The sequence below is a fragment of the uncultured Hymenobacter sp. genome (assembly GCF_964243305.1).
Classification (GTDB): Bacteria; Bacteroidota; Bacteroidia; order Cytophagales; family Hymenobacteraceae; genus Hymenobacter.
In genome coordinates, this window is record NZ_CAXTEF010000025.1 from 12,859 (window position 1) to 36,293 (window position 23,435).

Sequence of the window (23,435 nt, forward strand, 5' to 3'; positions counted from 1 at the left end):
GTTTCGCGCTACAGCTATGCGGAACCCTAGCTCAGGTTTTTCTTGATGTAGGCCATGCTCTTGCTCACGCTCTCGAAGGGCGAGCCGGGCGTGCTGTCTTGCTCTACGAAAAAGTATTTCAGGCCGGCCAGCTTGGCCTGGGCGAAGATTCTCTTAAAGTCGATGCTGCCGTTGCCCACCTCGGTGAAGAATTTCTTCTCCGTGCGGTCCATGTCCTTGACGTGCCAGAGCGGGAAGCGGCCGGGGTGCTGCTTGAACAAGGCGATGGGGTCGCGGCCGGCTTTGCTGACCCAGTAGAGGTCCAGCTCCATCTGCACCAGCTTGGGGTCCGTGGCCAGCAGCAGGTCGTAGGGCAGCTGGCCGCCGTCCTGGGCCTGAAACTCAAAGTCGTGGTTGTGGTAGCAGAGCTGCAGGCCCGATTTGCGGCAGCGCTCGCCGGCTTTATTGAGCTGGTCAGCCACGTACTTGTAGTGGTCGAGGCCGCCGCGCTCGGCCTCGGAGAGGTAGGCGCAGACCATGTACTTGACGCCGGCCGCGGCGGCATCGTCCACGGCGCGGTCCCACTCGTGCAGCATCGTGCCGCGCACCGGGGCGCCGTTCTCCTGCTCCTCGCCGAGGCGGTAGTGGCTGCTGGGTATTATCATCCCGTTCTGCTTGAGCAGCGCGGCAAAGGCCTTGGGCGTCAGGCCGTAGAACTGCTGGCTGCCGGTGTAGCTCGCGCCCTCCACCGAGTTGTAGCCGATTTTGGCCAGCTGGGCCAGCGTGCCGGCCGGGTCTTTGGCCATCGCGTCGCGCACGGTGTAGAGCTGAATGCCGATGGTGCGCTTCTTGGGGGCGGCCAGCAGCGAGGGCGCCACCAGGGTGCCGGTGGCGAGCAGGGCGGCGGAAGTCAGAAAATCGCGGCGGGAAGTCATGGGATGAGAAAATTAGGTTGGAGTAGGGAGAGGGGGGTAGGGAATCAGTAGGCGGGCATTTTGGGGTGTGAGCGGCCAGAAAGAAGTGGCGCCGCTTGCCAGGACAAGGTATGGATATTCTGCATTCCTCATTAGGTGCAATAAAATCTTCCTTTACCAAAACCCGGCCAGCCTGGCTCAGAGCCGTGGCAGCGCCCAGTCGAGCAGCAGCACGCCCAGCAGGCCCACGACCGAAACAATGGTTTCCATCACCGACCACGAGCGCAGCGTGTCGCGCACCGAGAGGTTAAAATACTCCTTGAAGAGCCAGAAGCCGCTGTCGTTGACGTGCGAAAACAGCAGGCTGCCCGCCCCGATGGCCAGCACCAGCAGGTTAGGATTGACGCTGGAGTGGGCCAGCGTGGGCAGCATGACGCCCGCCGCCGTGAGGCCCGCCACCGTGGCCGAGCCCAGGCACACCCGAATCAGGCCCGCCAGCAGCCAGCCCAGCAGCAGCGGCGGCAGCCCGGTGCCGGCCAGGCCGGCGGCCAGCGCCGGACCGGCCCCGCTGGCCACCAGCACTTCCTTCAGCGCGCCGGCCCCGCCGATAATGAGCAGCAGCGAAGCCACGTCGCGGGTGGCCGCGCCATAGGTTTCCATGATGGCGGCCATGCTTCGGCCCTGGTTTCGGCCCAGGCTGAACGTGGCGACCAGCACCGAGAACAGCATCACGACGCCGGGGTCGGCCAGAAAGGCCAGGGCTGGGGCCAGCGGCCCGCCCGCCGGCAGCGCCGCTTGCAGCCCCAGCACCACGCTCAGCACCAGTACCGGCAGCAGGGCTGAAACAAAGCTGTTGAGAGCGCCCGGCAGCTCGTGGCTAGGCCGCGGCTCACTGGCAAAGCTCGCCAAAGGTTTCGAGACGATGCCGCGCAGCGTGCGCGCGTAGAGCGGGCCGGCCAGCACCACGGCCGGCACCGCCACCAGCAGCCCGTAGAAGAAGGTGCGGCCCACGTCGGCGTGGAACAGGACCACCAGGGCGGTGGGCGCCGGGTGGGGGGGTAGGAAGCCGTGCAGCACCGAGAGCGCGGCCAGCAGCGGCAAGCCCACGTACACGGCCGGCAGCCGGTACTGATACACGACCGAGAAAATCAGCGGTATCATCAGCAGGAAACCCACATTGTAGAAGAGCGGAATGCTGATAATGAAGCCGGTGCTCATCATCGTCCACTGAATGTTGTTGGGGCCGAAGGTGCGCATCAGCACGGCGGCAATCTGCTGGGCGGCGCCGCTTTCGGCCACCAGCTTGCCCAGCATGGCCCCGAGCACCACCACCAGCGCCACCGAGCCCAGCGTGTCGCCCAGACCTTTTTGCACGGCGGCCAGCACCTGCGCGGGGGCCAGCCCCAGGGCCAGGCCCGCCGGAATCGTGACCAGCAAAAACGCCAGAAAGGCGTTCACCTTCCCCCAAGTGGTAAGCCCGATGAGCGCTAGTACGGCCAGCAGAATGATAAGCAGCGTCATGGGAGCAAACTCTTAACCAAGACCATACACGGTTAATGGCGCTCGGCGAACAAATATGTCATTCCCTGATGCGTTTCCTGGCTTATGACCTGCCATTGCGCCTGTGTCAGTAACCGAACTACTTCGTTCACGTCAAGCTGAAGCTTATGATAAGAACTCACTTTCTGCGTCCACTCGCCGCTGGCAGCCCGTTCATGAAGCAGGTCAGTGACCCGCACGACGGTAGGAAAATATTCTAGGAAGCAGGTATGAATACGGTTCGCATCACTACGCACGGGCAAAAATCGTTGGGTGTCAAGCAATTCCTGGGTTAAGGCACGAAAGGAAAGCACCAAGCGCCCGCCCGGTGCGCTGGCTTGGTAGCAATCGTGGAAAAGCGACTCAACTACCTCAATAGAGGATAAGTGAGGCAGGGTGTCGCCCATGCATACAACAAGCTCAGGGGCCTCCCCAGCCAAGTATCGTCGGAAATTGAGCAGGTCATCTTCGCAAGTTGTTACGGGCAGTTCGGGTGCCCGCTCGCGTAGTTCCTGCAACAGATGGGCGTTAAAATCAAGTGCTAAAACCCTAAACCCCAACCGGGCTAGAGCTATGGTTTGCAAACCGGTACCGGCCCCTAAATCAAGGGCCAGCCCATTGCTTCGCGGACGTAGTTGATGGGCCTGGAAATAGGCTGTCATGTGACCCTGCACCACATCAAAATCGCCTACCATCCACGAGTAGAAGGCGGCCAAATGATTATCATAATGTAATTTAGCATCCATGAGCAGCGACGTCCTTGACTGGAAAAAAGCAGTATCATCAAGTGACAAGATGCGACTTTAGCACCTGACTTTAAATACAGGTCAAGGTCAGGGCGCAAGGTAGGCCGGCCAGTCGGCATGAAACACTTCCTCGGGCGGCCGGTCGGTGCGCCGGAAGGTGTGGGCGCCGAAGTAGTCGCGCTGCGCCTGAATCAGGTTGGCCGGCGAGTGGGGGGTAGTAAGACCCAGAAAGTAGTTCAGGGCCGCCGAGTGCGCCGGCAGGGCTACGCCGGCTTGCAGGCCCCAGCCCACCAGGGCCGCGAAATCGGCGCGGCGGGCCTGGAGCTGCGCCACGATGCCGGGCGCGGCGAGCAGGTCATCGGTCTTTTTAAAAAGCTCGTGCAGCTGCTCCATCAAACCGGAGCGGATGATGCAGCCGCCGGTCCAGATGCGGGCCACTTCGCTTAAAATCAGCGCCCAGCCTTCGGCCGCCGAGGCGGCTTTGAGCAGCTCGAAGCCGCTGGCGTGGTTGAGGAGGCGGGCGGCCTGGTAGGCATTTTTTAGTTGCCCGATGAGGCGCTGCCGCTCGGCGGCGGGCAGCGGCGGCGCGGCCGGGGCCGGGTAGCGCGCGGCGGCTTGCACCCGCGCCGCCCGGTGGGCCGAGAGCACCCGCGCCAGCACAGCCTCGCTGATGACGCTCAGGGGCACGGCGTAGTCCAGGGCCGCCTGCACGGTCCAGCCGCCGGTGCCTTTCTGCTCGGCCTGGTCCAGGATGTGGTCGAGCAGCAGCCTGCCATTCTCCTTTACTTGCAGAATGTCGATGGTGATGCCGAGCAGGTAGCTGCTGAGGGCTTCTTCCGCCTGCCAGCCGCGCAGGATGGCGGTCATCTCCTCGGCCGGCGCTTGCAGCTGGCGCAGCACCTGATAGACCTCAGCCAGCAGCTGCATCTCGGCGTACTCGATGCCGTTGTGGATCATCTTGACGAAGTGGCCCGCCCCGTCGGGGCCCAGGTAGGCGGCACAGGGCGCGCCGCGCTGGTCGCGGGCGGCCAGCAGGTCCAGGTACGGCGCCACCAACTCGTAGCCCGCCCGCGGGCCGCCGGGCATCAGGGCGGGGCCGCGACGGGCACCTTCTTCGCCGCCCGAAATGCCGGTGCCTAAGAAATGAATCTGGGCGTCGGCCAGCTGCCGGGTGCGGCGGGCGGTGTCGTGGTAGTGGGAGTTGCCGCCGTCGAGGAGCACGTCACCGGCCGCCAGCAGCGGTTGCAGCTCCCGGATTTGGGCGTCCACGGCTGCGCCGGCCGTCACCATGAGCAGGATTTTGCGGGGCCGGGCCAGCGCCGTCACGAAGGCGGGCAGCTCATCGAAGGCGTGCAGCTCGCCCAAAGCAGCGTTTTCGGTGACCACTTTTTCGGCCACGCCTTCTTCCAGGCCCGGTACGTGGCGGTTGTAGAGGGCCAGGCGCACGCCTTTTTCGGCCAGGTTCAGGGCCAGGCTGCGGCCCATCACGCCCAGGCCGATGAGGCCGAACTCGGCGGCGGTTTCCTCTTCAATGGTTTCTTCTCTCATATAGGTGTGGGCCAGGATTTGGTTGACCAGGTCTTCGGGCGAAGCGCTGATGGGCAGGTGCAGCCCGTAGGCGGGCTTGTCAAAGGCCGCCAGCTGCGAGTCGAGCAGGCCGGCGCCCAGGTAGTGGCCGGTGCGGGCCGCCAGCCGGGCCGCAATCAGCTCCCGCGCGCCATCGAGCACGACCCAGCGGATGGGCGCGGACACGGCGGCTTGCAGCCCGGCGCGGTAGGGCTCTTTCAGCGCCGAGCAGGCCAGCACCGCACCGCCGCCCGCCGCCCACTCGCGCAGGCCCGCCGCCAGCGCGGCCAGCCAATCGCGGCGGTCGTCGTCGGTGAGGGGCTGGCCGCCGCGCATCTTCTCGATGTTGACGGCCGGGTGAAAGTCGTCGGCATCGTGGAAGGGCAGGCGCAGCGCCTGGGCCAGCCGGCGGCCCACTGTGGTTTTGCCCGAGCCCGCAACTCCCATGACGACGAATACCATAGGCGTTGGGGCCAGAGTGGGGGGTAGGGATGATGGCCGCCCGCCCGTTTTCTGGCGCGGACCGGGACCGGCGGGCGGGCAAATATAGAGGCTACCTCTGATTGGAAGTAGCCTTTTTTGGCGTTCGGCGGGTGGTCAGAGCTAGTGAACCTAGCGAACAAAATACAGGCGCAGGTTCAGGTCGAAAATTCCATCTGGCCCATAGCGGAAGGTGTAAGGAGTTGGCAAGCCGGGATAATAGTTGGCTTGTAGTCCGATACCAGCATTAAAATCATACAAGAAGCGCTGACCGAGGCGCCGCTGCAGACCCCAGTATAGAATTGCGTTAGGAGTCAGGGAGTAGCGCCTCTTAATATCGGTAGCGGCCGAACCAGTGGAATAGTAGTCTTCAAAGAAATACTCTCTTGCTTCCGTACTTGTACCCAAGGCCAGGTAGTTGCCGACAAACGGGCCGTGCGCGCGGTTGTGCCGGGCGCGGCCAGCCTGGTTGTAGTAGTAGCGCAGCATCAGCCCCGCTTCGGCGGCAGGCACCAAAGACTGGCGAACTCGCTGATAGTAAGGAAGGTAGTATGAGCGCCGGGGGAATGTAAAGTCAGCCTCAGCCTGACCGGATAGCGTGAACCGGGGCGAAAGCTGATACTCCAGCCCAATAGAAGGCGAAATACGTGCTTGAAAGCCATTGGAGCCGGTTTGCGGCAGCAGGCGGCCGGGCGAGAGGCCCGCTTTGAGCAGCCAGCGGCGCGGGGCAGCCGAATCGAGCGGGGTGGGCGCCGTTTGCGCGGCTAGCGCTTGCGGCAACAGGAGCAGAGCCGGCAACGCACTAAAAAAGCGGAGACGCATAAAATGAATTATAGCTGGAATGCCTCAGAGAGGCCTCGCAGTGGCTGGCTGGTTGCACGGCATCTGGCTTTCTAAGCTTCCCGCAACGCATAGAGCACCGGCTTGCTGGGGCTGGCGTCGAGCACGAGGCTGGTGACTTGCAGGTTGAGCAGGTAAAGGCCATCAGGGATGGCGTCGGGCACGAAAATCAGCTCCGTGATAGTGGCTCCGCGGCGCGGCGCGGCTGGGTAGCGCCAGAAGGCGTGGTGGGCCAGCAGCTGGCCGCCGTCTTGTTCGCGGTCCACACTGGGCAGGTCGAGCAGCAGGTGCTGCACGTGGCTTTCCACCAGGAATTCGGCCAGCGCGGGCTCCAGATAGGGCGGGTTGGTGCCGGAGTAGTGGCGCGCGCGCTTGGCCTCGTCGTTGGGCAGCGTGCGCAGGATGAGGGCGGGCGGGAGCAGGCTTTCCCTACCCCCCTCCGCGCTGGAAGGGGGGGTAGGGAAAGCCGCGGTCGACGCCAGCGCGGCTTGCACATCGGCCAGCAGCACCACCAGGTCACCATTCTCCTGCGCCCGCGGCGCGACGCTCAGCAGCTGCGCCACGAACAGGAACTGCGTCAGGCACTTATCCAGCGTGGCAGCGGGGTCGGGCGAGAGGTGGCCGTAGCATTCGGTGTGGGTGCCGTTGCCGTGGGGCGTGAGGTGCACGCGCTGGTAGTTGGTGCTGCCGCCCAGGGCCACGCTGCCCACAAAATCGCCCACCCGGATGGTTTCGACCTCGACGGGCTCGGCCCAGAAGCAATTGGGCTGCCCCTTCAGGCCAGCGGCGAGGGGTAGGGAAATGTCGAGCGGCCGGGTGGGGTCGAAGGCGTAGGTGCGGCCGGCGTGGGTGAGGCTAGCTTGCATGGGCGGCGGTCAGGATTTCAGCTAAAGCAGCACCTACTTCCTCAGCGTGGGTATAGACCATGAAGTGCGGGCCGCCGGGAATCTGATAATCAACTTGGCGACGGCCAAGCGGGAAAACCCGGTCGCGGGTGCCGTGCAGCGTAACGGCCGGGCCCACGCCGCGGCTGTCCCAGTGCAGCAGCGCCTGAAGCGACCAGCGCAGGTAGCGGCCATCCAACTGGCGCATGAACGAGCGCAGCAGCTTTGCCATCTCAATATCCTGAATACCGAAAAACCAGTTCCCTACCCCCGGAAACCAATTCAACAGTCGCGGCGAGGCCAGGGGCGTCAAACGTAGGCGCCGCAGCAGTCGCAGTTGCAAAGGCAGCAGTTCGGCCGCTGAAAGGCTGGAAATCTGAATGATGCGCGCCCGCGGGCGCAGCCGCCCAATCTCTAGCGCCACGATCCCGCCGAACGAAACGCCCGCCACCCAGCAAGTTTCGTTCGGCAGAATAGGCGCGGCCAGCCGGGCGGCGTAGCTGGCCAGCGACTCAGCGGGGGCAGCGGGTGGCAGCCACTCCAGCACCTGCGGGCGCACCGTGGCGGGCAAGCGCGGCAGCAGCGGGGCAAACAGGCGCCCGTCGGCGCCGAGGCCGGGAATGAGGTAGAGCTTCACCCCTAATCGACTTTCACAAACACCCCTTCCAGGTAAAACACATTGTGCGGCATGGGGTCGTCGGCGCCTTCTTCGTCCTCATCGGCGGGGTAGGTGACGGCCAGCTTGAGGGCCACGGCGGGCAGCGGCACGGGTGGGCGCTCTTCGGTGGTGTACTCGAGCAGGCAGGGCCACTCTTCGGTGGTGGCCAGGGCGTCGGCTACTTCCTCCTGCAGGGCTTCGGCGCGCTCGTCGTCGGCCACGCGTAAGAGCGTGTCGAGGGCGGCGAAGGGCAGGCCGAGGTGAAAGAAGTGCGGCGCCTGGTCGAAAAACGTGGTGGCCCAGACCGTTACGTCGTCGGTATTATCAAAGACGATGGCCGTGATTTGAACTTGCTCGACGAAAAAATCGGCGTCGTCGGCGAGGGCGTCACTGAGCAGCTTCATAAGGAGCAGAATAGACGGCGGGCAGCGCAAAGTGGCGGCCAACGCCGGTGGGCGAGCGGGCGCAAGCTACAAGATTAGCGGTTTCTACCGCCGTGCCGGCTGCTACGGCACTTCGGCCGTCGCGGCGGCCCCGAATAAATCCAGCGTAATCTGGTCGGCCAGCAGCTTGCCCGTGTCAGTGAGGCGCAACACCTCGTCGGCCGAGACGGTGGCCCGGCCGCTGGCTTGCAGGCGGGCCAGGTACGGCGCCTGCTCCTGCCGCAAATCCACGCCCAGGTGCTCGCGCAGGTGACGCAGGTCGCAGCCGCGGGCGGTGCGCAGGCTGGTCAGCAGGTACTCGTTGGCCTGGTCGGCGGGCGTCAGAACTTCGGTCATGGCGGGCACCCGGCCCTCGTCCAGGATGGCCGTGGCGTACTGGTGATTGTTGGCCACCGTGAACTGCCGGCTGGGGCCGTTGAACGAGTGCGCGCTGGGCCCCAGGCCGAGGTAAGGCACGCCGGCCCAGTAGCTGGAATTATGGCGCGACTCCCGACCCGGCCGGCAGAAGTTGCTGATTTCGTACTGCTCGAAGCCGTGGGCACGCATTTCTAGTAACAGGATTTCAAACTGTTCGGCCACGAACTCATCCGGGGGGGGTAGGAAAGTGCCTTTGAGCTGGCGCCGCCCGAAGGCGGTGTTGGGCTCAATAGTCAAGGCGTAGGCCGAGACGTGCGGCACTTCCAGCGCAAACGCCGCCGCCAAATCAGCCTGCCAGATGGCGTGGCCGTGGTCGGGCGCGGGCACGCCGTAAATCAAGTCAATCGAGATGTTCTCGAAACCCGCCGCCTGCGCCCGCCGCACCGCCGCTGTGGAGTCCTGAGCCGAGTGCGCCCGGTTCATCAGGCGCAGATGCGGCTCGTGGAAGCTTTGCAGGCCGATGCTGAGCCGGTTGACGGGCGACTGCGCCAGTGCGGCTACGGCGGCGGGCGTCAGGTCGTCAGGGTTGGCTTCGAGGGTAATTTCGGCCTGCGGGCTTATTTGAAAATGCCGCCCGATAGCCTCAAAAAGCTGGCTTAGCTCCGCTTCGCTCAGCAGTGAGGGCGTGCCGCCACCGAAGTATATCGTGTCAAGCGTGGCGCCGGGCCCCAGGTAGTCGGCGCGCAGTTCCAACTCCCGGACGATGGCCTGCACGACCCGGCTTTTCAGGCCCAGCGCGGTGCTGAAGTGAAAGTCGCAGTAGTAGCAGGCCTGCTTGCAAAAGGGGATGTGGAGGTAGAGGCCGGGCACGGACAGGGGGGTAGGGAATGTAGCTTGCAGCTCGAAAACAGCGCGAAAGGCGGTTATAGAAGATGGTCATGCAGAGCGCAGCGAAGCATCTCGCTTGGGGAAGTAATTAAATCGTGTAGTTAAGCTTAATTACTGCTGCACGCGAGATGCTTCGCTGCGCTCTGCATGACGTTCAGGTTCGTTAGCTGGAAATTAAACCGCCCGTTTCGCGTTTGCCTTCCCGAATGTACGCCCGCCGCACCGCCTGCCTGCTCTGGTTTTTGCTGCTAATCAGTCGGCCCGGCGCCGCTCAAACACCCGCGCTCAGCTCCGGCGTTCCCAGCCAGCCAAGCCTGGCCTCGCCGCCCCTACCCCCCCCGGCGCCGGCAAACCCGCCGCCCCCGGCCCCGGCCGCGCTGCGCCGCCCGCGGGTGCTGCGTTTGCAAACCGAAGCCGCCGACCAACTCATCCTCAAGCGCTACAAGTACCAAACCATGCTGCCCGATTCGCTCGGCGCGCTGCGCGAGGTGCGGGCGCTGGTGCTGGCCCTGCAAGGCGACGCCTACCTGACGGCCTCGGCCGACGAGCTGCGCTGGGCCGGGCGCGACACGCTGCGCGTGCGGCTGTACGTGGGCGAGAAATTCCGCTGGGCGCGGCTGCGCAACGGCAACCTCGGCGACGGCCTGCTCACGCGCGCCGGCTACCGGGAGCGGTTTTTTCAGAATAAGCCCTTCCAGCCCGCCGACTGGGCGAGGTTGCAGGAGCGCATTCTCACCGAGGCCGAAAACCAGGGCTTTCCGTTTGCCACCGTCGGGCTGGATTCGGTGGCCTTGCGCGGGGCCGACATCAGCGGGCGCGTGGTGTTGCGCCGGGGCCGCGCCGTGACATTTGACTCGATTCAAGTGGTGGGCAATACAAAAACTAAAAAGCGCTTTCTGACCAAATATTTGCAGATTTTTCCCAATCAGCCCTACAGTCAGCAGCGGGTGGCCGCGGCGGCGCAGCTCCTGCGCCAGCTGCCCTACCTGCGCCTACGCGCCGAGCCCGAAGTGCGCTTTGCGCGGGGGCAGGCCAGGGTGTATTTTCTGATTGATGACCGGCCGGCGAACCAGTTCGACGCCATCGTGGGCGTGGTGCCCAACACGGGCGGCGGCACGAACAGCAATAAATCGGGCGTGCAGATTACCGGGGAGGCTACCATTAATCTGCGCAACCTCAAGGGCGGCGGCAAGCAGGCCGGCGTGCAGTGGCGCAAGACCGACGCCAAGTCGCAGTTGCTTGATGCGCAGTACGTGCACCCCAACTTCTTCGGCTCGCCGCTCGAAGTCGGCGCCACGCTCAACCTCTACCGCCAGACCGGTGACTTCCTCACGCTGCGCCCGCGGCTGGAAGTTTCCTACCCCACCGCCCGCGCCGGACGCCTTACGTTCTTCACCGAGCAGCGCAGCTCGCGCCTGCTGGCTGACTCGGCCACGAACCGCGCCCGCACTAGCCTGCCCGAAAACATCGACTCGCGCTACGGCGCCTACGGCCTGGGCTACGCCCGCAACAACCTCGACGACCTGTATTTCCCGCGCCGGGGCACGCTGGTCAGCGGGCAGGCCGCCGTGGGCAGCAAAACCATCCGCCGCAACGCCGACCTCAACGACACGCTCTACCGGCGCCTACCCCTGCGCAGCACCCAAATCAGCTTCGGCGCCCGCGCCGAGCACTATTTCCGTGCCGGCCGCCAGGGCGTGCTGCTCTTGCGCGTGCGCGGCGAGGGCCTGCTCAACGCGCGCCTGTTTCAGAACGACTTGTTCCGGCTCGGCGGCCTCAACTCGCTGCGCGGCTTCTCGGAAAACCAGTATTACGCCAGCTCCTACGGCGTGGGCACGGCCGAATTCCGGCAGTTCACGGGGTCGGACTCCTACGTCTTTCTCTTCGCCGACCAGGCGTATTTCCGCAACGAAACCATCCGCAACGCGCCGCGGGCCGACCAGCCCACCGGCCTGGGGGCGGGCATCAGCTTCCGCACGGCGGCGGGCGTGTTTCAGTTCGTGTACTCCGTGGGCCGGGCCAAACAGCAAAGCTTTGACGTGGCCAAGGGCAAGATTCACTTCGGCGTCACGAGCCGGTTTTGAGAAGCCGCACCGCCGGGTTTGTTGGCAGAATGGCAGGTTAAAACCAGCTGAAATCGGAGTTTTTGACACCCTGTCCGAAATGGCTACATGCATACCATTTTTGACAGGTAATTTAGCTGATAATCAGTGTAGTTAAGCAGCCGTTTTATTTGGTACAGGGTTTGATTAAGTGGGTCCGAAGCCGCTACTTTCCGGCTCCTCCGCCATGAAACTTATCAGCCCCGAATTTATCCGCAACATCGCCCCGCAGCTTGATTTGCTCAACACCATCGGTGGCGGCGTGGCCCAGGCCCAGCTGCGCCTTGACAAGCGCCCCAAGGGCGTGGTGCTGCGCGTGGCCGCCGCCAGCGTGGCGCCCGAAAGCTTCCACGTAGTGCTCAACGACCAGCGCCTGACCGTGTACGGCGAGTACCGCCACCAGCCCGACGACCAGCTTGCCGCCCCGCTCTTCGTGCAGACCCTCGACTTGCCCAGCAACCTGGATTTGACCCGCATCGATGCCGTGCACGAAGGCCGCGAGCTGCGCATCCGCATTCCCTACAAAGACACGACCAACGAGCAGCGCGAGATTGATATCCGCCGCGCCTAAGCGCGCCGCCGCGCCCTCCAAGCTGGTCTGTTTTTATATCGCCGGGACCGACCGGCACCGCTTACCTTCCTGATAACGCCGGGGCCGACCGGCAGCTTTTTCGCCCTGTCCGTATCTTTTAGCTTAAGCCACTGCCCCCAGGCAGTGGCTTTTTCATTGTCCTTTTGTTACGCGAAGCGGCGTTTCACATCGCGTTTTCTTACCAGAACAGCGGAATCAGCAGCCCAAAGCTCATCAGTACCGCCAGGTAAAACCAACCCATCACCTGCCCGCGGTAGCGCCGCGGCAGGCGGTTGCTGAGCACGAGCACCGCCGCGACCACCAAGACCAAGTGCCCCACAAAGAAGGTCATGGTCTTGACCCAGTTGCTGACGATGGTGTTTTCGGGTTGCATCTGGTCGGGTTCGCCCAGGCCGGAGGTCAGGAAAGCCAGCAGAAAATAGGCTCCCGTCTCGAAGGCTACAAACGCAGCGAAACCCAGCCAGCGGCTGCCGGGCGGCGCTTTTTCAACGAACTCGGCCATTTTTTGGAGCTAAATCTCTGGTGCGCGTCTCGATGTACAATTCCTCGACTTTGGCCCGCGCCCAGGACGTGCGCCGCAGGAATTTCAGGCTGGAATTGACGCTCGGATTAACCGAAAAGCAGTTGATGCGGATGCGCTCATCCAGTCCGGCCCAGCCGTAGGCGGCCACGAGGTAATCGAGAATCTGGCTTAGCGTGACGCCGTGCAGCTCCCGAAGCAGGTGGCCGGATTCGTCGCGAGCTTCGTCGGAATGCGGGACAGTGGGCATGGCAGGCTGGGCGCAGAGCGGGGGGTAGGGAGCGGTGAGGGCCGCCGTCCGGGCGAAGTTCGGCAGTGCTACCGAAATAAGCGGACCGGCGCGGACACGATTCGCCGGGCCGCAGCCGTTAAATTTGACCGGCCCGCTTATGTCTCCTTCCTCCAAACGTCTGCGCCCCGCTCCTATCTCGGCCCGCCGGCCGGACCCGCCGCGCGGGCGGTGGCTCTGGTGGCGGCGGGCCTTGCTGCGGGCGCTGGTGCTGGGCCTGCTGCTGGGCGCGGCTGGCTACTGGCGCTACCAGCGTCAGCTCAACCGCTACGCCCGCCGGGCCTGGGCCACCTTCACGCAGGGCCGCCTGACGGGCCGCGAGCAGACGCCGCTGCTCGGCGGCTACTCGGTGCACGGCATCGACGTGTCGGCCTACCAGGGCCGCATCGACTGGCCCGAGGTGGCCCGCCACGGCGTGCGCTTCGCCTTCATCAAGGCCAGCGAGGGCGGCACGCTGCGCGATGCGCGCTTTGCCCGCAACTGGCGCGGGGCGCGGGCAGCCGGCATCAGCTGCGGCGCTTACCACTACTTCCAGCCCAACCGCGACGGGCAGCGCCAAGCCGATTTGTTTGTGCGCACCGTGCCGCTGGCCGCGGGCGACCTGCCGCCAGTGCTCGACGTGGAGGCGCCCCACTTCCACGACGTGGCCCGGATGCGCCGCGAAGTGACCCGCTGGCTGCGCTTGGTCGAGGCGCACTACGGCGTGCGGCCCATCCTGTATTCCAACCACAGCTTCTACCGCCGCTACCTGGCCGGCCACTTCGATGACTATCCATTATGGCTAGCTCATTATGAGGTTGATAAGCCCGCCCTACCCCCCTCGAAGTGGATAATCTGGCAGCACTCCGATGAGTCTTACGTGCCCGGCATCCGCGGCACCGTCGATTTCAACGTTTTTCAGGGCAACTACCAGGCGCTGCTGGCGCTGCGCGTGCCCGCTCTAAGCAAAAAGAAGTGACCCTACCCCCCCTCCCGCCGCTGATGCGCCGCCCGGCCGGCGCCCTGAGCCTACTGGCGCTCCTGCTGCTAGCCGCTTCCTGCGGCGGCAGCCGCAACGCCTTCACCCAGAGCGGCAAAGGCTCTTATTACGCCGACAAGTTTGCGGGCCGGGCCACGGCCAGCGGTCCGCCCTACCGGCCGGGCAAGATGACGGCCGCCCACAACACGCTGCCCTTCGGCACCCGCATCCGCGTGACCAACGTGCGCAACGGCCGCTCGGTGAAGGTGACGGTGAATGACCGCGGGCCGCACGTGCCGGGCCGCATCGTGGACGTCTCGCGCAAGGCCGCCCGCAAGCTCGACCTCGTGGACGCGGGCGTGGTGCCGGTGCAGCTGCGCGTGCTGCGGGCGGCGCCCGCCGCGAAGGCTGAGGGCCGCCGCTAGGTGGGCCTGGCCCGGTTTGCGCCCGAGCAAGGGGGTAGGGAACTGGCCGGCTTACTTTTGCGGGCATGAGAATCCGCAAGAAAGTGCAGTGGGCGCTGCCGCCCCAGGCCGGCCGTTTCGCCGCCCTCGACCTATTCGTGAAGGCCGCCGACGCGCAGGGCTGGACCGATGCCGAAATCCAGTTTGTGCTCGATGAGGTGGTCGAGGCCCACGACGATGCCGAAGGCTTGGCCGTACTGGCCGACTACACCGCGCCCGGAGCCACCGGGCCCTTTAAGTAACAAACGGGGCCGCCCGGCTGCTTGCCGGACGGCCCCGTGGGCTGACGCATTCCCGTAAGCCAGCTTAATCTGTGGCGGAGCACCGCCAGACGCCTAGCGCCTGTTATGCACTTGGGCGCGTTTTGGCAGATAGCTGAAAATAACCAAGGTCAAAAGAAGCCCGCTACGGCACTTACTCAGCCCCATTGGACCGATGGGTCAAATCCAGTAGACCAAACTGCTCGAAAAAACCGTCTCAGCTCGCCAAAGAGTGCATAACAGACGCCTAACGCTTGCCCTTGGCTTTGTCGCGCTTGGCCAGGCGCTTGGCTTTTTCCTCATCGGCTTTTTCCTTGGCCTTGAGGCGCGCCTTCTGCTGCTTGGTCATGGTCTTCATCTTGGTGTCGAACTCCAGCAGCTTGCGCAGACTATCCTGCTCGGCCACCGCGGCTTTGGTGGTCACGCGACCCGAGAGCGACATCTGGTCGCCTTCCTGGAGCTGAGTGGTGGCCCCGTCGGGCGTGGTGATAAGGCCGGTAGCGCTGATTTTGGTGCCGTTGACCAGCGTTTTGTCGGCCGCGAGCGGGTTGGTCTGGCCCAGCTCGGTGAGCATGATTTTGCCTTCCTTCATCACGACGCCATCTTTCATGGTAGCGGCGCCGGGCCGCATAGCCGTGCGCGGCCGGGGCGTAGCCGCTTTGCGCGGGGGCAGCTTGTTTTGGGCTTGGGCGCTAAGGCTGCCGATGGCCAGCAGCAGGCCGGCGGCCACGACTCGCAGTAGATTTTTCATAAGCTATTTAGAAATGGAGCGGAGGGCTGAAAACCATCTGAACGACAATCAGTGCCCCCCGATTTTGCTTGGGCAAACGCCGGGCAGTGCACGTTATTCTGTGATAAAACAAATTAAGGGCCAAGCCAGCCCGCCGCGCCCCGCGCCGGTTGCGGGCTAACATTTGACCGGTGGCCTGCGTTCTATCCCTTTCTTAAACGTCATTTTGGCCGCGTAGCGGCCCTTTCTCTTCTCATCTTCAGGCTTAACGCCGGCTGAAAGTGGACTACAAAGACTACTACCAGACCCTGGGCGTGGCCAAAACGGCCACCACCGAGCAAATCAAGAAGGCCTACCGCAAGCTGGCCCGCCAGTATCACCCGGACGTGAACCCCAACGACCCGGACGCCGAGCGCAAGTTCAAGGAAGCCAACGAGGCCCACGAGGTGCTCTCCGACCCCGACAAGCGCCAGAAGTACGACCAGTTTGGCGCCGACTGGCAGCGCTACCAGCAGGCCGGCGCGGGTGCCAGCGGCGGGCCCGGCCCGGCCGGCGGCGCGGGTGGCTTCGACTGGAGCCAGTACAGCCAAGGCCAGGGTCAGGGCGACTTCGAGGGCTTTGGCGGCGAGGGGGCCGACTTTTCCGACTTTTTCGGCTCCCTCTTCGGCAATATGGGCGGCCCCGGCGGCGCGGGCCGGAGCACCCGGCCCGGCGCCGGCCCGGACTACCAGGCTGAATTAGAGTTAACGCTCGAAGAAGCCTACCACGGCGGGCCGCGCACCATCACGGTGAACGGCCGAAACCTGCGCCTGACCATCGCGCCGGGCGTGGCCGACGGGCAGACCATTCGCCTGCGCGACCAGGGCGGCCCCGGCCGCCACGGCGGGCCCAACGGCGCGCTGCTCATCACCTTCCGCCTCGCGCCCGACCCGCGCTACGCTCGCACCGGCGACGACCTCACCCAGGACGTGCCCGTGCCGCTCTACCGGGCCTTGCTCGGCGGCGAGCAAACCGTGGACACGCTCGGCGGGCCAGTGAAAATCAAAATCAAGCCCGAAACTGCCAACGGCACCCGCCTGCGGCTGCGTGGCAAAGGCTTTCCGGCCTATAAGCAGGCCGGGCACGGCGACTTGTATCTGCGCCTCAGCATTGAGCTGCCCCAGCACCTCACCGACCAGGAGAAAGACCTACTGCGCCAGCTCGCCGTCCTGCGCCCGGAGGCCGCCTGAGCGAATTCCCTACCCCCCTGTTCGTTTCCAACCTTCTTAGCTGTTCGCTTTTCGCCATGCTGATTCTGACCTACCAGGAGTGCCGCACGCGCTACGGCCTGAGCACCGCCGAGCTGCACGAGTTTGTGGAGGTGGGCCTGCTGCGCCCCGCCCCCGCGCCCGCCGAAGCCGCCCTGGAGCTGGACGACGAAGCCGACGAGCTGCTGCCCCGCCTGGCCCGCCTGCACCACGAGCTGGGCATCAACAAAGAAGGCATCGACATCATCGTGGCCATGCGCCGGCGCCTGCTGCACCTGCAAGCCGAGCTAAGCCGCCAAACCGCCCGCGCCCGCCAACTGGAGCAGTTCCTGCACGGCGGACCCTTGCTGAATGAAGAATGAGGAACTGCTACTGCGGCAATTCCTCATTCTTCATTCCTCATTGACACGCAGCGTCACTCGCCTACCCCCAGCGCCAGCAGCAGGCCGCCGAGCGTGGCCGCTAGCTTGGCCCAGTTGAGGCGGTGCTCGGGGCTGGTTTCGAAGAGAATGGTGGTCGAGACGTGCAGGAAGTTGCCCGCCACCAGCCCCAGCAGCGCCGCGTAGAGGCCGCCGCGCAGCAGCTCGGCCAGCACCACGTAGTTGCTGATAAGAATGCCGACCGGCGAGGCCAGCGCAAACAAGACCAGCCACGGCCACACCTTGGTGAAGCTGCCCAGCCGCAGCCGCAGCAGCGTGCCTAGCGCAAACGCGGCCGGCATGTGGTGCAGGGCCACGCCCACCACAATGGCGTAAAAATTCTGGCTCACCGTGCCCGCCGCCGGGTTGCGCACCAGAATGCTGCCTTCCAGAAACGAGTGCAGCACCAGAGCCGCCAGCAGCGCGTAGGGCACCCGCACGGCGCCGGGCTTCATCTCGGCGGGCACATGCACGTGGCCGTGCTCGACGCCCTGCGAGAAAACCTCCAGCACCAGCTGCCCGAAAAAGCCCGCCAGCACCCAGTAGCCCACTTGCTGCGGCTGCCCCGGCAGCAGCTGCCAGGCTTCGGGCAGCAAGTGCGTGACGGTGAGCGTAAAAAGATACGCGCCGCTGAAGGCCAGCAGCGGCTTGAGCCAGCGCCCGCCCCGCGCCACCGGCACCCGCCCCGCCGCCCACCCCGCGCCCAGCACCGTGCCGAACAAAATAAAAATGGCCAGCAGCATGGCGGGTACTTTTCTTAACGAATGACTGGTCCGCCTTCCCTACCGTTTCGGCTGGGGAAAAGGCATACCATATAGTATGAAACAAGGTTGCAAAACGTTTTGCAACCTTGTTTCATACTGATTAGAAATTGCTTGGTTAAGCTGCTGAGGCTCGTAATTTCCGCCGGACAGACAGCCCGCCTAGCGCTGAATCATATTGCCGCGGCGGGAGGTGTCTTCCTGACCCGGCTTGGCCTTTATCTCGGCTTGGTCGGTCTTGCTCTTGCTGCGCATCGACTGCTCGGAGTTGGCGCTCATCGAGGCCTCGGCGCTGGGGGCCGGGCGCCGGTCGACGCCTGCCGCGCCTGAGTTGATGGGCTTGGTGATGGCCGCGCCCTTGGCCTGGTTGGGCGCGTAAACCGTTTTCTGGTCGAAGTTGTCGCTGATGCGGGTGCCGGGCGCCACCATGTCCAGCGACACTTTCTTGTCGGGGCGCCAGTCCGAAGGTTCGGAGCTGCAAGCATTCAGGGCCAGCACGGCGGCGGCCAGGGGTAGGGAGTTGAGGAGGAGCTTCATATGGGGAGGGTTGATGTCTGAGGAGGGGGGTAGGGAATAGTAGCTGTTCGCCGGAAGCCAGGACTCATTTGGAAGCCACAGGGTTTCAGCGCCAGACCGGGCAGAAGGATTGTTGGCACGCTACGCCGCCGGAGCTTTGACAGTAGCTTCGGGGAGCAGGTTTTTGCGGCGCAGCAAGGACTCAAACAGCTTCAAGTCGTTGGGTGAGTTGAAGATGCGCAGCGGCAGGTGCAGAAACACGGGCACGTCGAAGGTGCGGGCCAGCCACAGTCGCCACGGCGCAAGGCCGGCCGGCGCCGGGCCGGGTTTGAGATACAGTAAATAGGCGTCGGGGTCGCGGCGGGCGCGGGCGATAGTGTCCCAGGTCAGGCCCATAGCTTTGGTGTCGGACTGCCGCAACACAAGCTGCTTCGGGTCCATCTCGTAGCTCATGCGCTCAAACAGCGGCTTGCTCTGCTCCATTTGGGTGACGCCCGTCACCTGCGCCGAGCGCAGCAGCACGTAGAGAATGGTGAGCACCACGGCCAGCGCCAGCCACCACCACGAATGGATGAACAGGGCCGGCAGCAGGCCCAGCGCAAACGGCACCAAGGCATACCACCATTCCTGGCGCCACACCTGGCCCATCGCCAGCCGGGTATAGGTGTTGGTGTCGAACTGATATTTCTTGGTGCGGATGGCCAGCGGCGAGGCTGGCTGCTGCTGGCGGTAGCCGCCACCACGTTGGTTGGGGGGTTGGTTCACGGGTTGATAGGTCATCCTGAGCTTGCGAAGGACCTTATCACGTCCGCGCCCCAGGGATTTGTAATACCTGACGAAAGCAGCCGTGATAAGGTGCTTCTTCCGTCAGCATGACAGACAGTTAAAAGGCTTTCAAGCTCAAATCCAGACTTTTGATGGAATGCGTGAGGGCGCCGACGGAGATAAAATCAACTCCCGTTTGGGCCACCTCAGCGATGGTTTCTTCGGTAATGCCGCCGCTGGCCTCCAGCGGCACGCGGCCGGCCACCAGGGCCACCGCCTCGCGCAGCTGAGCGGGGCGCATGTTGTCGAGCATGATGCGGTCGGCGCCGCCGGCATCGAGCACCTGCTGCACTTCGGCCAGCGTGCGCGTCTCCACCTCGATGGGCAATTGCCGGCCGGTGTCGGCCAGGTAGTTCTTGGTGGCCGCAATGGCCTGGGCGATGCCGCCGGCGTAATCGACATGGTTATCCTTGAGAATAATCATGTCGAAGAGCCCGTAGCGGTGGTTGACGCCGCCGCCGATGAGCACGGCCCACTTCTCGCAGAGGCGGAAATTAGGCGTCGTCTTGCGTGTATCGAGCAGACGGGCTTTGGTACCGGCCAGCAGGCTGGTAAGGTGGGCCGTGTGGGTGGCGATGCCGCTCATGCGCTGCATACAGTTGAGCACGAGCCGCTCGGCGGTGAGAATGCTGCGGGCGGGCCCTTCGACGGTGAAGGCCACGTCGCCGGGCCGCACGGGCGTGCCGTCGGTGAGCTGGATAGCGAGCGTGAGCTGCGGGTCTACTTCCCGGAAGATGAGGGGCGCCAGGGCTACGCCCGCCAGCAGGCCCTCATCCTTTACTAAGAGATGCGCGCGGTTGCGGGCCGCGGCCGGAATGGCGGCCAGCGCCGAATGGTCGCCGTCGCCCACATCTTCGGCCAGGGCCGTGCGAATAAAGGTGGTTAGCGCGTCGGGGGTGAGGTAGGGAGCGGGAGGGAGTTGCACCCGGCAAAATTACGGCTAATTAGCCGGGCATAAAAAAGCGGTCCTTCCCGGCTGGGAAGGACCACTTACTAGTAGCGAGTCGGTAGGCTTGGTTTATTCTTTCGTGAAGTCCAGCGTGTCAATCATGGGCGTGGCCTTGCCGGGTTGCAGCTTGATGTAGACCCGGTAGCTGACGCCGCGGCTGGTGTAGCGCCCCATCGCGTACTGAATGCCCTCGCGGCTGGAGCCCTGGTGAATAAACTCGAAGCTGCTGGGCGGCGACTTGCTGAAAAAGTCGCGCACGACCAGCTCGGCCTGCGTGGCGCTGTAGCTCTTGCTGTCGCCATCGAAGAGCACCTCGACGGCCGGGGCCAGGTACTGGGCCAGCTCGCGCGAGGAGCCGTTGCGCAGGGCCGCGCCGATGGGCGCCGTGTTGTCGGGGGACTGCGCGAAGCCGGCATTGCCGGCCAGCAGGCCAAACCAGGCCAGGAGCAGCGTCCGCAGAAGAAAACGTTTCATGAAAAGGGGAAAAGTGCGCCATGCGCAAGCCTGTTACGCTAAAATTGTGCCAGGAGGACGAATCTTAGGTGAATTGGGAGCTATTGAATGATGAATCAGCAGCCAAACCAGTTTAACCACCAATTTGTCGCATGAACAGATAATTTAGTACTATTTGTTTTTTGTCATAGTCATTAACTTATAATTTTTAGCAGTATTCATTTTTAACACCTGGCGCGCTTGTCGGTCAGAATTCCGGCGCTGGTTCGGCCGGGCCCGGTTCGAGGGCCCGGCCGGTCCCTACCCCTTGGTGCAGCGTCAAGCCCGGCAAGGGGGGTAGGCGGGGCAAATAAGCCGGTCCGAAAACGGCTTGTTCGGCCTCGCGCGGTTATCTTTGCCCTATGAACAAACAGGTACTGCTGGTCATTCTTGATGGCTGGGGACTAGCTCAGAATCCGGGAGTTTCGGCAGTTGACCAGGCGCGCACGCCCTTCTACCACGAGCTGCTGCAACGTTTTCCGCACAGCCGGCTGCAGGCATCGGGCGAGGCCGTAGGTTTGCCCGAGGGGCAGATGGGCAACTCCGAGGTCGGCCACATGAACATCGGCGCCGGCCGGGTCGTGAACCAGGAACTGGTGCGCATCGGCAAAGCCATCCGGGAGCGCAAGCTTGGGCAGATGCCGGCTTTGGTGAAAGCCTTTGCCTATGCCCGCGACCACAACAAGCCGCTGCACCTGATTGGCTTGCTCTCCGACGGCGGCGTGCACTCGCACATCGACCACGTGAAGGCGCTCTGCACGCTGGCCCACGATGCCGAGGTACACCGTCTGTTTATCCATGCCTTCACCGATGGCCGCGACACCGACCCCAAGAGCGGTGTGCGCTACATCAACGATTTGGAGCAGCACCTGGAGCGCAGCGGCGGCAAAATCGCCTCCGTGGTGGGCCGCTACTACGCTATGGACCGCGACCAGCGCTGGGAGCGGGTGAAGCTGGCCTACGACCTGCTGGCGCACGGCCAGGGCACGGCCTCGCAAAACCTGATTCAAAGCATTCAGGAGCAATATAAAGCAGGCGTGACGGACGAGTTTCTCAAGCCCATCGTCAAGACTGGCGCCGACGGGCAGCCGCTGGCGACCATTCAGGACGGCGACGTGGTGATTTGCTTTAACTTCCGCACCGACCGGGGTAGGGAAATCACGGAGGTGCTCACCCAGCAGGACATGCCGGCCTTTCAGATGCAGCACCTGAACTTGCAATACCTGACCCTGACCAACTACGACGACACGTTTGTGGGCGTGACGCCGGTTTTTGAAAAAGACAACCTCGACAATACGCTCGGGCAGGTGCTGGCGGCCAACGGCAAAACCCAGATTCGCATTGCCGAAACCGAGAAGTACCCGCACGTGACGTTCTTTTTTTCGGGCGGGCGCGAAACGGTGTTTGAGGGCGAGCGGCGCATCCTCTGCCCCTCGCCCAAGGTGGCAACCTACGACTTGCAGCCGGAAATGAGCGCCGCTGATTTGCGCGACGCGCTCGTGCCGGAGCTGCAAGCTCAAGCGGCTGATTTCGTGGTGCTCAACTTCGCTAACCCCGATATGGTGGGCCACACCGGCGTGTTTGAGGCCGTGGTGAAGGCCGTCGAAACCGCCGATGCCTGCAACCGCGCCGTAGTGGAAGCGGCCCTGAGCGCGGGCTACGCCTGCATTATCATCGCCGACCACGGCAACGCCGAGTTTATGCGCAACGCCGACGGCTCGCCCAACACGGCCCACACCACCAACTTGGTGCCCTGCATCCTGGCCGACGCCGACTACCAGGGCACGCTGGCCGATGGCAAGCTCGGCGACATCGCGCCCACGGTGTTAGAATTGATGGGCCTGCCCCAGCCCGCCGACATGACCGGCGTGAGCCTGCTGCGCCCCGCGTAAGGCGTTTTTTCAGATGGAGCCGACTACTTCCCTACCCCCCCAATACCTCGGCGCCGTCGCTCTGCTGGTGCGCGACTACGACGAGGCCCTGGCCTTCTACACCCAGCAGCTGCGGTTCGGGCTGGTAGAGGATGTGGCGCTGGCGCCGGGCCGGCGCTGGGTGACGCTGGCCCCGCCGGGCGCTGGCCAGACGCGGCTGCTGCTGGCCCAGGCTGTCACTCCGGCGCAGGCGGCACAGGTAGGAAACCAGGCGGGCGGGCGCGTGTTGCTGTTCCTGCACACCGCCGATTTCTGGGCGGACTACCACGCCATGCAGGCCCGCGGCGTGCGCTTTTTAGAGCAGCCCCGCCGCGAGGCCTACGGAACCGTAGCGGTGTTTGAGGACCTTTATGGCACTAAGTGGGACCTGCTGGGGCCGCCATCGTAGCAGCACCGGCCACGTAGCCCCGGCCAGCGGCTCGTGACACCCGCCGACTGGGCTGCTTATTCCTTCAATTAACGCTCGGTGCCGCTTCCTGTATGGTCAGCTTTAGATTCTTCGGTGCGGCATCCCAAATTCTGCTGGCCGGCTCACTGCTGGCCGCCTGCGGCCCCAGCCACACCAGCCCGGCCGAGGCTGTGGCAAAAGCAGAACGCCAGCCGCTGTATTTTGACGTGCAAGGTCTGCTGAAAAGCCAGGTTCAACAGCTCACGGCCCGGCGCGCGGCGGTCACGAAGCAGGTGAGCGTGCGCGGCGCCGCGCCCGAAACCGCGACCGTGCCCGCCGTGAAGTGGGCCGAGGAGTTACAGCTTTTCTTCCAGGCCGACATCAACAAGGCCGCCCTGCGCGGGGCCTACGCCGTGGACTCGGCCGCCTACCCCCCCCACGGCGAGCAACGCCGCTATACCCGCCGCCCCGGCCACGATAACGCGCCGGTGGAGTCGTTGCTGGTGCTCAGCGAAGGCGGGCAGCCCACCGAGATTCAAGCCAGCATCACGCAAAAAAATGCCCTGTTCTCGACTCACAAGCAGCTGCGCCTGAAGCTGCTCAACGGGCAGCTGACCGAATACGGCGTGAATGGCACCCAGAAGCTGGTCTTATTTGACACGCTACGCTACGCGACCAGGGCGACGGTGCGCTAGAAG

Annotated in this window: 27 protein-coding genes; 10 read left to right on the forward strand and 17 right to left on the reverse strand. The window is 64.3% G+C overall.

Features of this window, described 5'->3' with window-relative positions:
- Positions 1 to 26: 26 nt before the first annotated feature.
- The 9 genes from ACFE70_RS13910 to hemW form a co-directional block, all read right to left on the reverse strand.
- Positions 27 to 914: a TIM barrel protein gene (locus tag ACFE70_RS13910; protein WP_375418363.1), complete on the reverse strand. Its 888-nt coding sequence runs from the start codon at positions 912 to 914 to the stop codon at positions 27 to 29.
- A 177-nt stretch (positions 915 to 1,091) separates the two neighbouring features.
- Complete coding sequence (locus ACFE70_RS13915) at positions 1,092 to 2,414, reverse strand: gluconate:H+ symporter (RefSeq protein ID WP_375418364.1); 1,323 nt, start codon at positions 2,412 to 2,414, stop codon at positions 1,092 to 1,094.
- A 32-nt stretch (positions 2,415 to 2,446) separates the two neighbouring features.
- Entirely contained in the window at positions 2,447 to 3,178 is a 732-nt protein-coding gene (locus tag ACFE70_RS13920; protein WP_375418365.1) for a class I SAM-dependent methyltransferase, read from the reverse strand.
- An 87-nt stretch (positions 3,179 to 3,265) separates the two neighbouring features.
- Positions 3,266 to 5,206, reverse strand: a complete 1,941-nt coding sequence (gene gndA, locus ACFE70_RS13925) for an NADP-dependent phosphogluconate dehydrogenase (RefSeq protein ID WP_375418366.1) — start codon at positions 5,204 to 5,206, stop codon at positions 3,266 to 3,268.
- Positions 5,207 to 5,356: 150 nt separating this feature from the next.
- A complete protein-coding gene (locus ACFE70_RS13930; protein WP_375418367.1) occupies positions 5,357 to 6,046 on the reverse strand; it encodes a hypothetical protein in 690 nt (229 codons plus the stop codon).
- 71 nt (positions 6,047 to 6,117) lie between these two features.
- The gene (locus tag ACFE70_RS13935; protein WP_375418368.1) at positions 6,118 to 6,930 is read right to left on the reverse strand and encodes a cyclase family protein; all 813 of its coding nucleotides are present in this window, start codon (positions 6,928 to 6,930) and stop codon (positions 6,118 to 6,120) included.
- A complete protein-coding gene (locus ACFE70_RS13940) occupies positions 6,920 to 7,585 on the reverse strand; it encodes an alpha/beta fold hydrolase (protein WP_375418369.1) in 666 nt (221 codons plus the stop codon). Before ACFE70_RS13940 ends, ACFE70_RS13935 begins: the two co-directional genes overlap by 11 nt.
- 2 nt (positions 7,586 to 7,587) lie before the next feature.
- Positions 7,588 to 8,010 (reverse strand): hypothetical protein, encoded by a 423-nt coding sequence (locus tag ACFE70_RS13945; protein WP_375418370.1) that lies wholly within the window; start codon positions 8,008 to 8,010, stop codon positions 7,588 to 7,590.
- Between the two features lie 102 nt (positions 8,011 to 8,112).
- The gene (gene hemW, locus ACFE70_RS13950; protein WP_375418371.1) at positions 8,113 to 9,276 is read right to left on the reverse strand and encodes a radical SAM family heme chaperone HemW; all 1,164 of its coding nucleotides are present in this window, start codon (positions 9,274 to 9,276) and stop codon (positions 8,113 to 8,115) included.
- Between the two features lie 224 nt (positions 9,277 to 9,500).
- On the opposite strand from hemW, the gene ACFE70_RS13955 reads away from it, so the two are divergent.
- Together ACFE70_RS13955 and ACFE70_RS13960 are read left to right on the forward strand one after the other, a co-directional pair.
- On the forward strand, positions 9,501 to 11,378 hold the full coding sequence (locus ACFE70_RS13955) for a BamA/TamA family outer membrane protein (RefSeq protein WP_375418372.1): 1,878 nt from the start codon (positions 9,501 to 9,503) through the stop codon (positions 11,376 to 11,378).
- Positions 11,379 to 11,583: 205 nt separating this feature from the next.
- A complete protein-coding gene (locus tag ACFE70_RS13960) occupies positions 11,584 to 11,967 on the forward strand; it encodes an Hsp20/alpha crystallin family protein (protein ID WP_375418373.1) in 384 nt (127 codons plus the stop codon).
- 199 nt (positions 11,968 to 12,166) lie between these two features.
- Here ACFE70_RS13960 and ACFE70_RS13965 read toward each other — a convergent pair whose 3' ends face one another.
- On the reverse strand, positions 12,167 to 12,490 hold the full coding sequence (locus tag ACFE70_RS13965; RefSeq protein ID WP_375418374.1) for a hypothetical protein: 324 nt from the start codon (positions 12,488 to 12,490) through the stop codon (positions 12,167 to 12,169).
- On the reverse strand, positions 12,474 to 12,758 hold the full coding sequence (locus tag ACFE70_RS13970) for a VF530 family DNA-binding protein (RefSeq protein ID WP_375418375.1): 285 nt from the start codon (positions 12,756 to 12,758) through the stop codon (positions 12,474 to 12,476). Before ACFE70_RS13970 ends, ACFE70_RS13965 begins: the two co-directional genes overlap by 17 nt.
- A 139-nt stretch (positions 12,759 to 12,897) precedes the next feature.
- Between ACFE70_RS13970 and ACFE70_RS13975 the strand changes: the two genes are divergently transcribed.
- The 3 genes from ACFE70_RS13975 (at position 12,898) to ACFE70_RS13985 (ending at position 14,461) form a co-directional block, all read left to right on the forward strand.
- Positions 12,898 to 13,755 (forward strand): glycoside hydrolase family 25 protein, encoded by an 858-nt coding sequence (locus tag ACFE70_RS13975; RefSeq protein WP_375418376.1) that lies wholly within the window; start codon positions 12,898 to 12,900, stop codon positions 13,753 to 13,755.
- Between the two features lie 23 nt (positions 13,756 to 13,778).
- Positions 13,779 to 14,180, forward strand: a complete 402-nt coding sequence (locus ACFE70_RS13980) for a septal ring lytic transglycosylase RlpA family protein (RefSeq protein ID WP_375418377.1) — start codon at positions 13,779 to 13,781, stop codon at positions 14,178 to 14,180.
- Positions 14,181 to 14,245: 65 nt separating this feature from the next.
- Complete coding sequence (locus ACFE70_RS13985) at positions 14,246 to 14,461, forward strand: hypothetical protein (RefSeq protein ID WP_375418378.1); 216 nt, start codon at positions 14,246 to 14,248, stop codon at positions 14,459 to 14,461.
- A 265-nt stretch (positions 14,462 to 14,726) separates the two neighbouring features.
- Here ACFE70_RS13985 and ACFE70_RS13990 read toward each other — a convergent pair whose 3' ends face one another.
- A complete protein-coding gene (locus tag ACFE70_RS13990; protein ID WP_375418379.1) occupies positions 14,727 to 15,230 on the reverse strand; it encodes a DUF6799 domain-containing protein in 504 nt (167 codons plus the stop codon).
- A 260-nt stretch (positions 15,231 to 15,490) separates the two neighbouring features.
- Between ACFE70_RS13990 and ACFE70_RS13995 the strand changes: the two genes are divergently transcribed.
- Complete coding sequence (locus tag ACFE70_RS13995) at positions 15,491 to 16,438, forward strand: DnaJ C-terminal domain-containing protein (RefSeq protein WP_375418380.1); 948 nt, start codon at positions 15,491 to 15,493, stop codon at positions 16,436 to 16,438.
- 56 nt (positions 16,439 to 16,494) lie between these two features.
- A complete protein-coding gene (locus tag ACFE70_RS14000; RefSeq protein ID WP_375418381.1) occupies positions 16,495 to 16,818 on the forward strand; it encodes a chaperone modulator CbpM in 324 nt (107 codons plus the stop codon).
- Positions 16,819 to 16,871: 53 nt separating this feature from the next.
- Here ACFE70_RS14000 and ACFE70_RS14005 read toward each other — a convergent pair whose 3' ends face one another.
- The 5 genes from ACFE70_RS14005 to ACFE70_RS14025 all read right to left on the reverse strand — a co-directional run bounded on the left by ACFE70_RS14005 (position 16,872) and on the right by ACFE70_RS14025 (position 20,400).
- Positions 16,872 to 17,618, reverse strand: coding sequence for a ZIP family metal transporter (locus tag ACFE70_RS14005; protein ID WP_375418382.1), 747 nt, complete (start codon positions 17,616 to 17,618; stop codon positions 16,872 to 16,874).
- A gap of 180 nt (positions 17,619 to 17,798) precedes the next feature.
- Entirely contained in the window at positions 17,799 to 18,173 is a 375-nt protein-coding gene (locus ACFE70_RS14010) for a hypothetical protein (protein ID WP_375418383.1), read from the reverse strand.
- A gap of 120 nt (positions 18,174 to 18,293) precedes the next feature.
- Positions 18,294 to 18,932, reverse strand: coding sequence for a hypothetical protein (locus ACFE70_RS14015; RefSeq protein ID WP_375418384.1), 639 nt, complete (start codon positions 18,930 to 18,932; stop codon positions 18,294 to 18,296).
- Positions 18,933 to 19,035: 103 nt separating this feature from the next.
- A complete protein-coding gene (nadC, locus tag ACFE70_RS14020; protein WP_375418385.1) occupies positions 19,036 to 19,902 on the reverse strand; it encodes a carboxylating nicotinate-nucleotide diphosphorylase in 867 nt (288 codons plus the stop codon).
- A 93-nt stretch (positions 19,903 to 19,995) separates the two neighbouring features.
- Positions 19,996 to 20,400 carry a DUF4783 domain-containing protein gene (locus ACFE70_RS14025; protein ID WP_375418386.1) on the reverse strand — a complete coding sequence of 135 codons (405 nt, stop codon included), beginning with the start codon at positions 20,398 to 20,400 and terminating at the stop codon, positions 19,996 to 19,998.
- A gap of 380 nt (positions 20,401 to 20,780) precedes the next feature.
- Here ACFE70_RS14025 and gpmI point away from each other — a divergent pair, with 380 nt between their 5' ends.
- The 3 genes from gpmI to ACFE70_RS14040 all read left to right on the forward strand — a co-directional run bounded on the left by gpmI (position 20,781) and on the right by ACFE70_RS14040 (position 23,432).
- The gene (gpmI, locus tag ACFE70_RS14030) at positions 20,781 to 22,310 is read left to right on the forward strand and encodes a 2,3-bisphosphoglycerate-independent phosphoglycerate mutase (protein ID WP_375418387.1); all 1,530 of its coding nucleotides are present in this window, start codon (positions 20,781 to 20,783) and stop codon (positions 22,308 to 22,310) included.
- Positions 22,311 to 22,323: 13 nt separating this feature from the next.
- The gene (locus ACFE70_RS14035) at positions 22,324 to 22,737 is read left to right on the forward strand and encodes a VOC family protein (RefSeq protein ID WP_375418388.1); all 414 of its coding nucleotides are present in this window, start codon (positions 22,324 to 22,326) and stop codon (positions 22,735 to 22,737) included.
- Between the two features lie 92 nt (positions 22,738 to 22,829).
- A complete protein-coding gene (locus ACFE70_RS14040) occupies positions 22,830 to 23,432 on the forward strand; it encodes a hypothetical protein (RefSeq protein WP_375418389.1) in 603 nt (200 codons plus the stop codon).
- Positions 23,433 to 23,435 lie beyond the last annotated feature (3 nt).

Bases quoted from the DNA above. Each gene is read 5' to 3' on its own strand.
- ACFE70_RS13910 (WP_375418363.1), bottom strand. From the start codon at position 914: ATGACTTCCCGCCGCGATTTTCTGACTTCCGCCGCCCTGCTCGCCACC.
- ACFE70_RS13915 (WP_375418364.1), bottom strand. From the start codon at position 2,414: ATGACGCTGCTTATCATTCTGCTGGCCGTACTAGCGCTCATCGGGCTT.
- ACFE70_RS13920 (WP_375418365.1), bottom strand. From the start codon at position 3,178: ATGGATGCTAAATTACATTATGATAATCATTTGGCCGCCTTCTACTCG.
- gndA (WP_375418366.1), bottom strand. From the start codon at position 5,206: ATGGTATTCGTCGTCATGGGAGTTGCGGGCTCGGGCAAAACCACAGTG.
- ACFE70_RS13930 (WP_375418367.1), bottom strand. From the start codon at position 6,046: ATGCGTCTCCGCTTTTTTAGTGCGTTGCCGGCTCTGCTCCTGTTGCCG.
- ACFE70_RS13935 (WP_375418368.1), bottom strand. From the start codon at position 6,930: ATGCAAGCTAGCCTCACCCACGCCGGCCGCACCTACGCCTTCGACCCC.
- ACFE70_RS13945 (WP_375418370.1), bottom strand. From the start codon at position 8,010: ATGAAGCTGCTCAGTGACGCCCTCGCCGACGACGCCGATTTTTTCGTC.
- ACFE70_RS13955 (WP_375418372.1), top strand. From the start codon at position 9,501: ATGTACGCCCGCCGCACCGCCTGCCTGCTCTGGTTTTTGCTGCTAATC.
- ACFE70_RS13960 (WP_375418373.1), top strand. From the start codon at position 11,584: ATGAAACTTATCAGCCCCGAATTTATCCGCAACATCGCCCCGCAGCTT.
- ACFE70_RS13965 (WP_375418374.1), bottom strand. From the start codon at position 12,490: ATGGCCGAGTTCGTTGAAAAAGCGCCGCCCGGCAGCCGCTGGCTGGGT.
- ACFE70_RS13970 (WP_375418375.1), bottom strand. From the start codon at position 12,758: ATGCCCACTGTCCCGCATTCCGACGAAGCTCGCGACGAATCCGGCCAC.
- ACFE70_RS13975 (WP_375418376.1), top strand. From the start codon at position 12,898: ATGTCTCCTTCCTCCAAACGTCTGCGCCCCGCTCCTATCTCGGCCCGC.
- ACFE70_RS13980 (WP_375418377.1), top strand. From the start codon at position 13,779: ATGCGCCGCCCGGCCGGCGCCCTGAGCCTACTGGCGCTCCTGCTGCTA.
- ACFE70_RS13985 (WP_375418378.1), top strand. From the start codon at position 14,246: ATGAGAATCCGCAAGAAAGTGCAGTGGGCGCTGCCGCCCCAGGCCGGC.
- ACFE70_RS13990 (WP_375418379.1), bottom strand. From the start codon at position 15,230: ATGAAAAATCTACTGCGAGTCGTGGCCGCCGGCCTGCTGCTGGCCATC.
- ACFE70_RS14000 (WP_375418381.1), top strand. From the start codon at position 16,495: ATGCTGATTCTGACCTACCAGGAGTGCCGCACGCGCTACGGCCTGAGC.
- ACFE70_RS14005 (WP_375418382.1), bottom strand. From the start codon at position 17,618: ATGCTGCTGGCCATTTTTATTTTGTTCGGCACGGTGCTGGGCGCGGGG.
- ACFE70_RS14010 (WP_375418383.1), bottom strand. From the start codon at position 18,173: ATGAAGCTCCTCCTCAACTCCCTACCCCTGGCCGCCGCCGTGCTGGCC.
- ACFE70_RS14015 (WP_375418384.1), bottom strand. From the start codon at position 18,932: ATGACCTATCAACCCGTGAACCAACCCCCCAACCAACGTGGTGGCGGC.
- ACFE70_RS14025 (WP_375418386.1), bottom strand. From the start codon at position 20,400: ATGAAACGTTTTCTTCTGCGGACGCTGCTCCTGGCCTGGTTTGGCCTG.
- gpmI (WP_375418387.1), top strand. From the start codon at position 20,781: ATGAACAAACAGGTACTGCTGGTCATTCTTGATGGCTGGGGACTAGCT.
- ACFE70_RS14035 (WP_375418388.1), top strand. From the start codon at position 22,324: ATGGAGCCGACTACTTCCCTACCCCCCCAATACCTCGGCGCCGTCGCT.
- ACFE70_RS14040 (WP_375418389.1), top strand. From the start codon at position 22,830: ATGGTCAGCTTTAGATTCTTCGGTGCGGCATCCCAAATTCTGCTGGCC.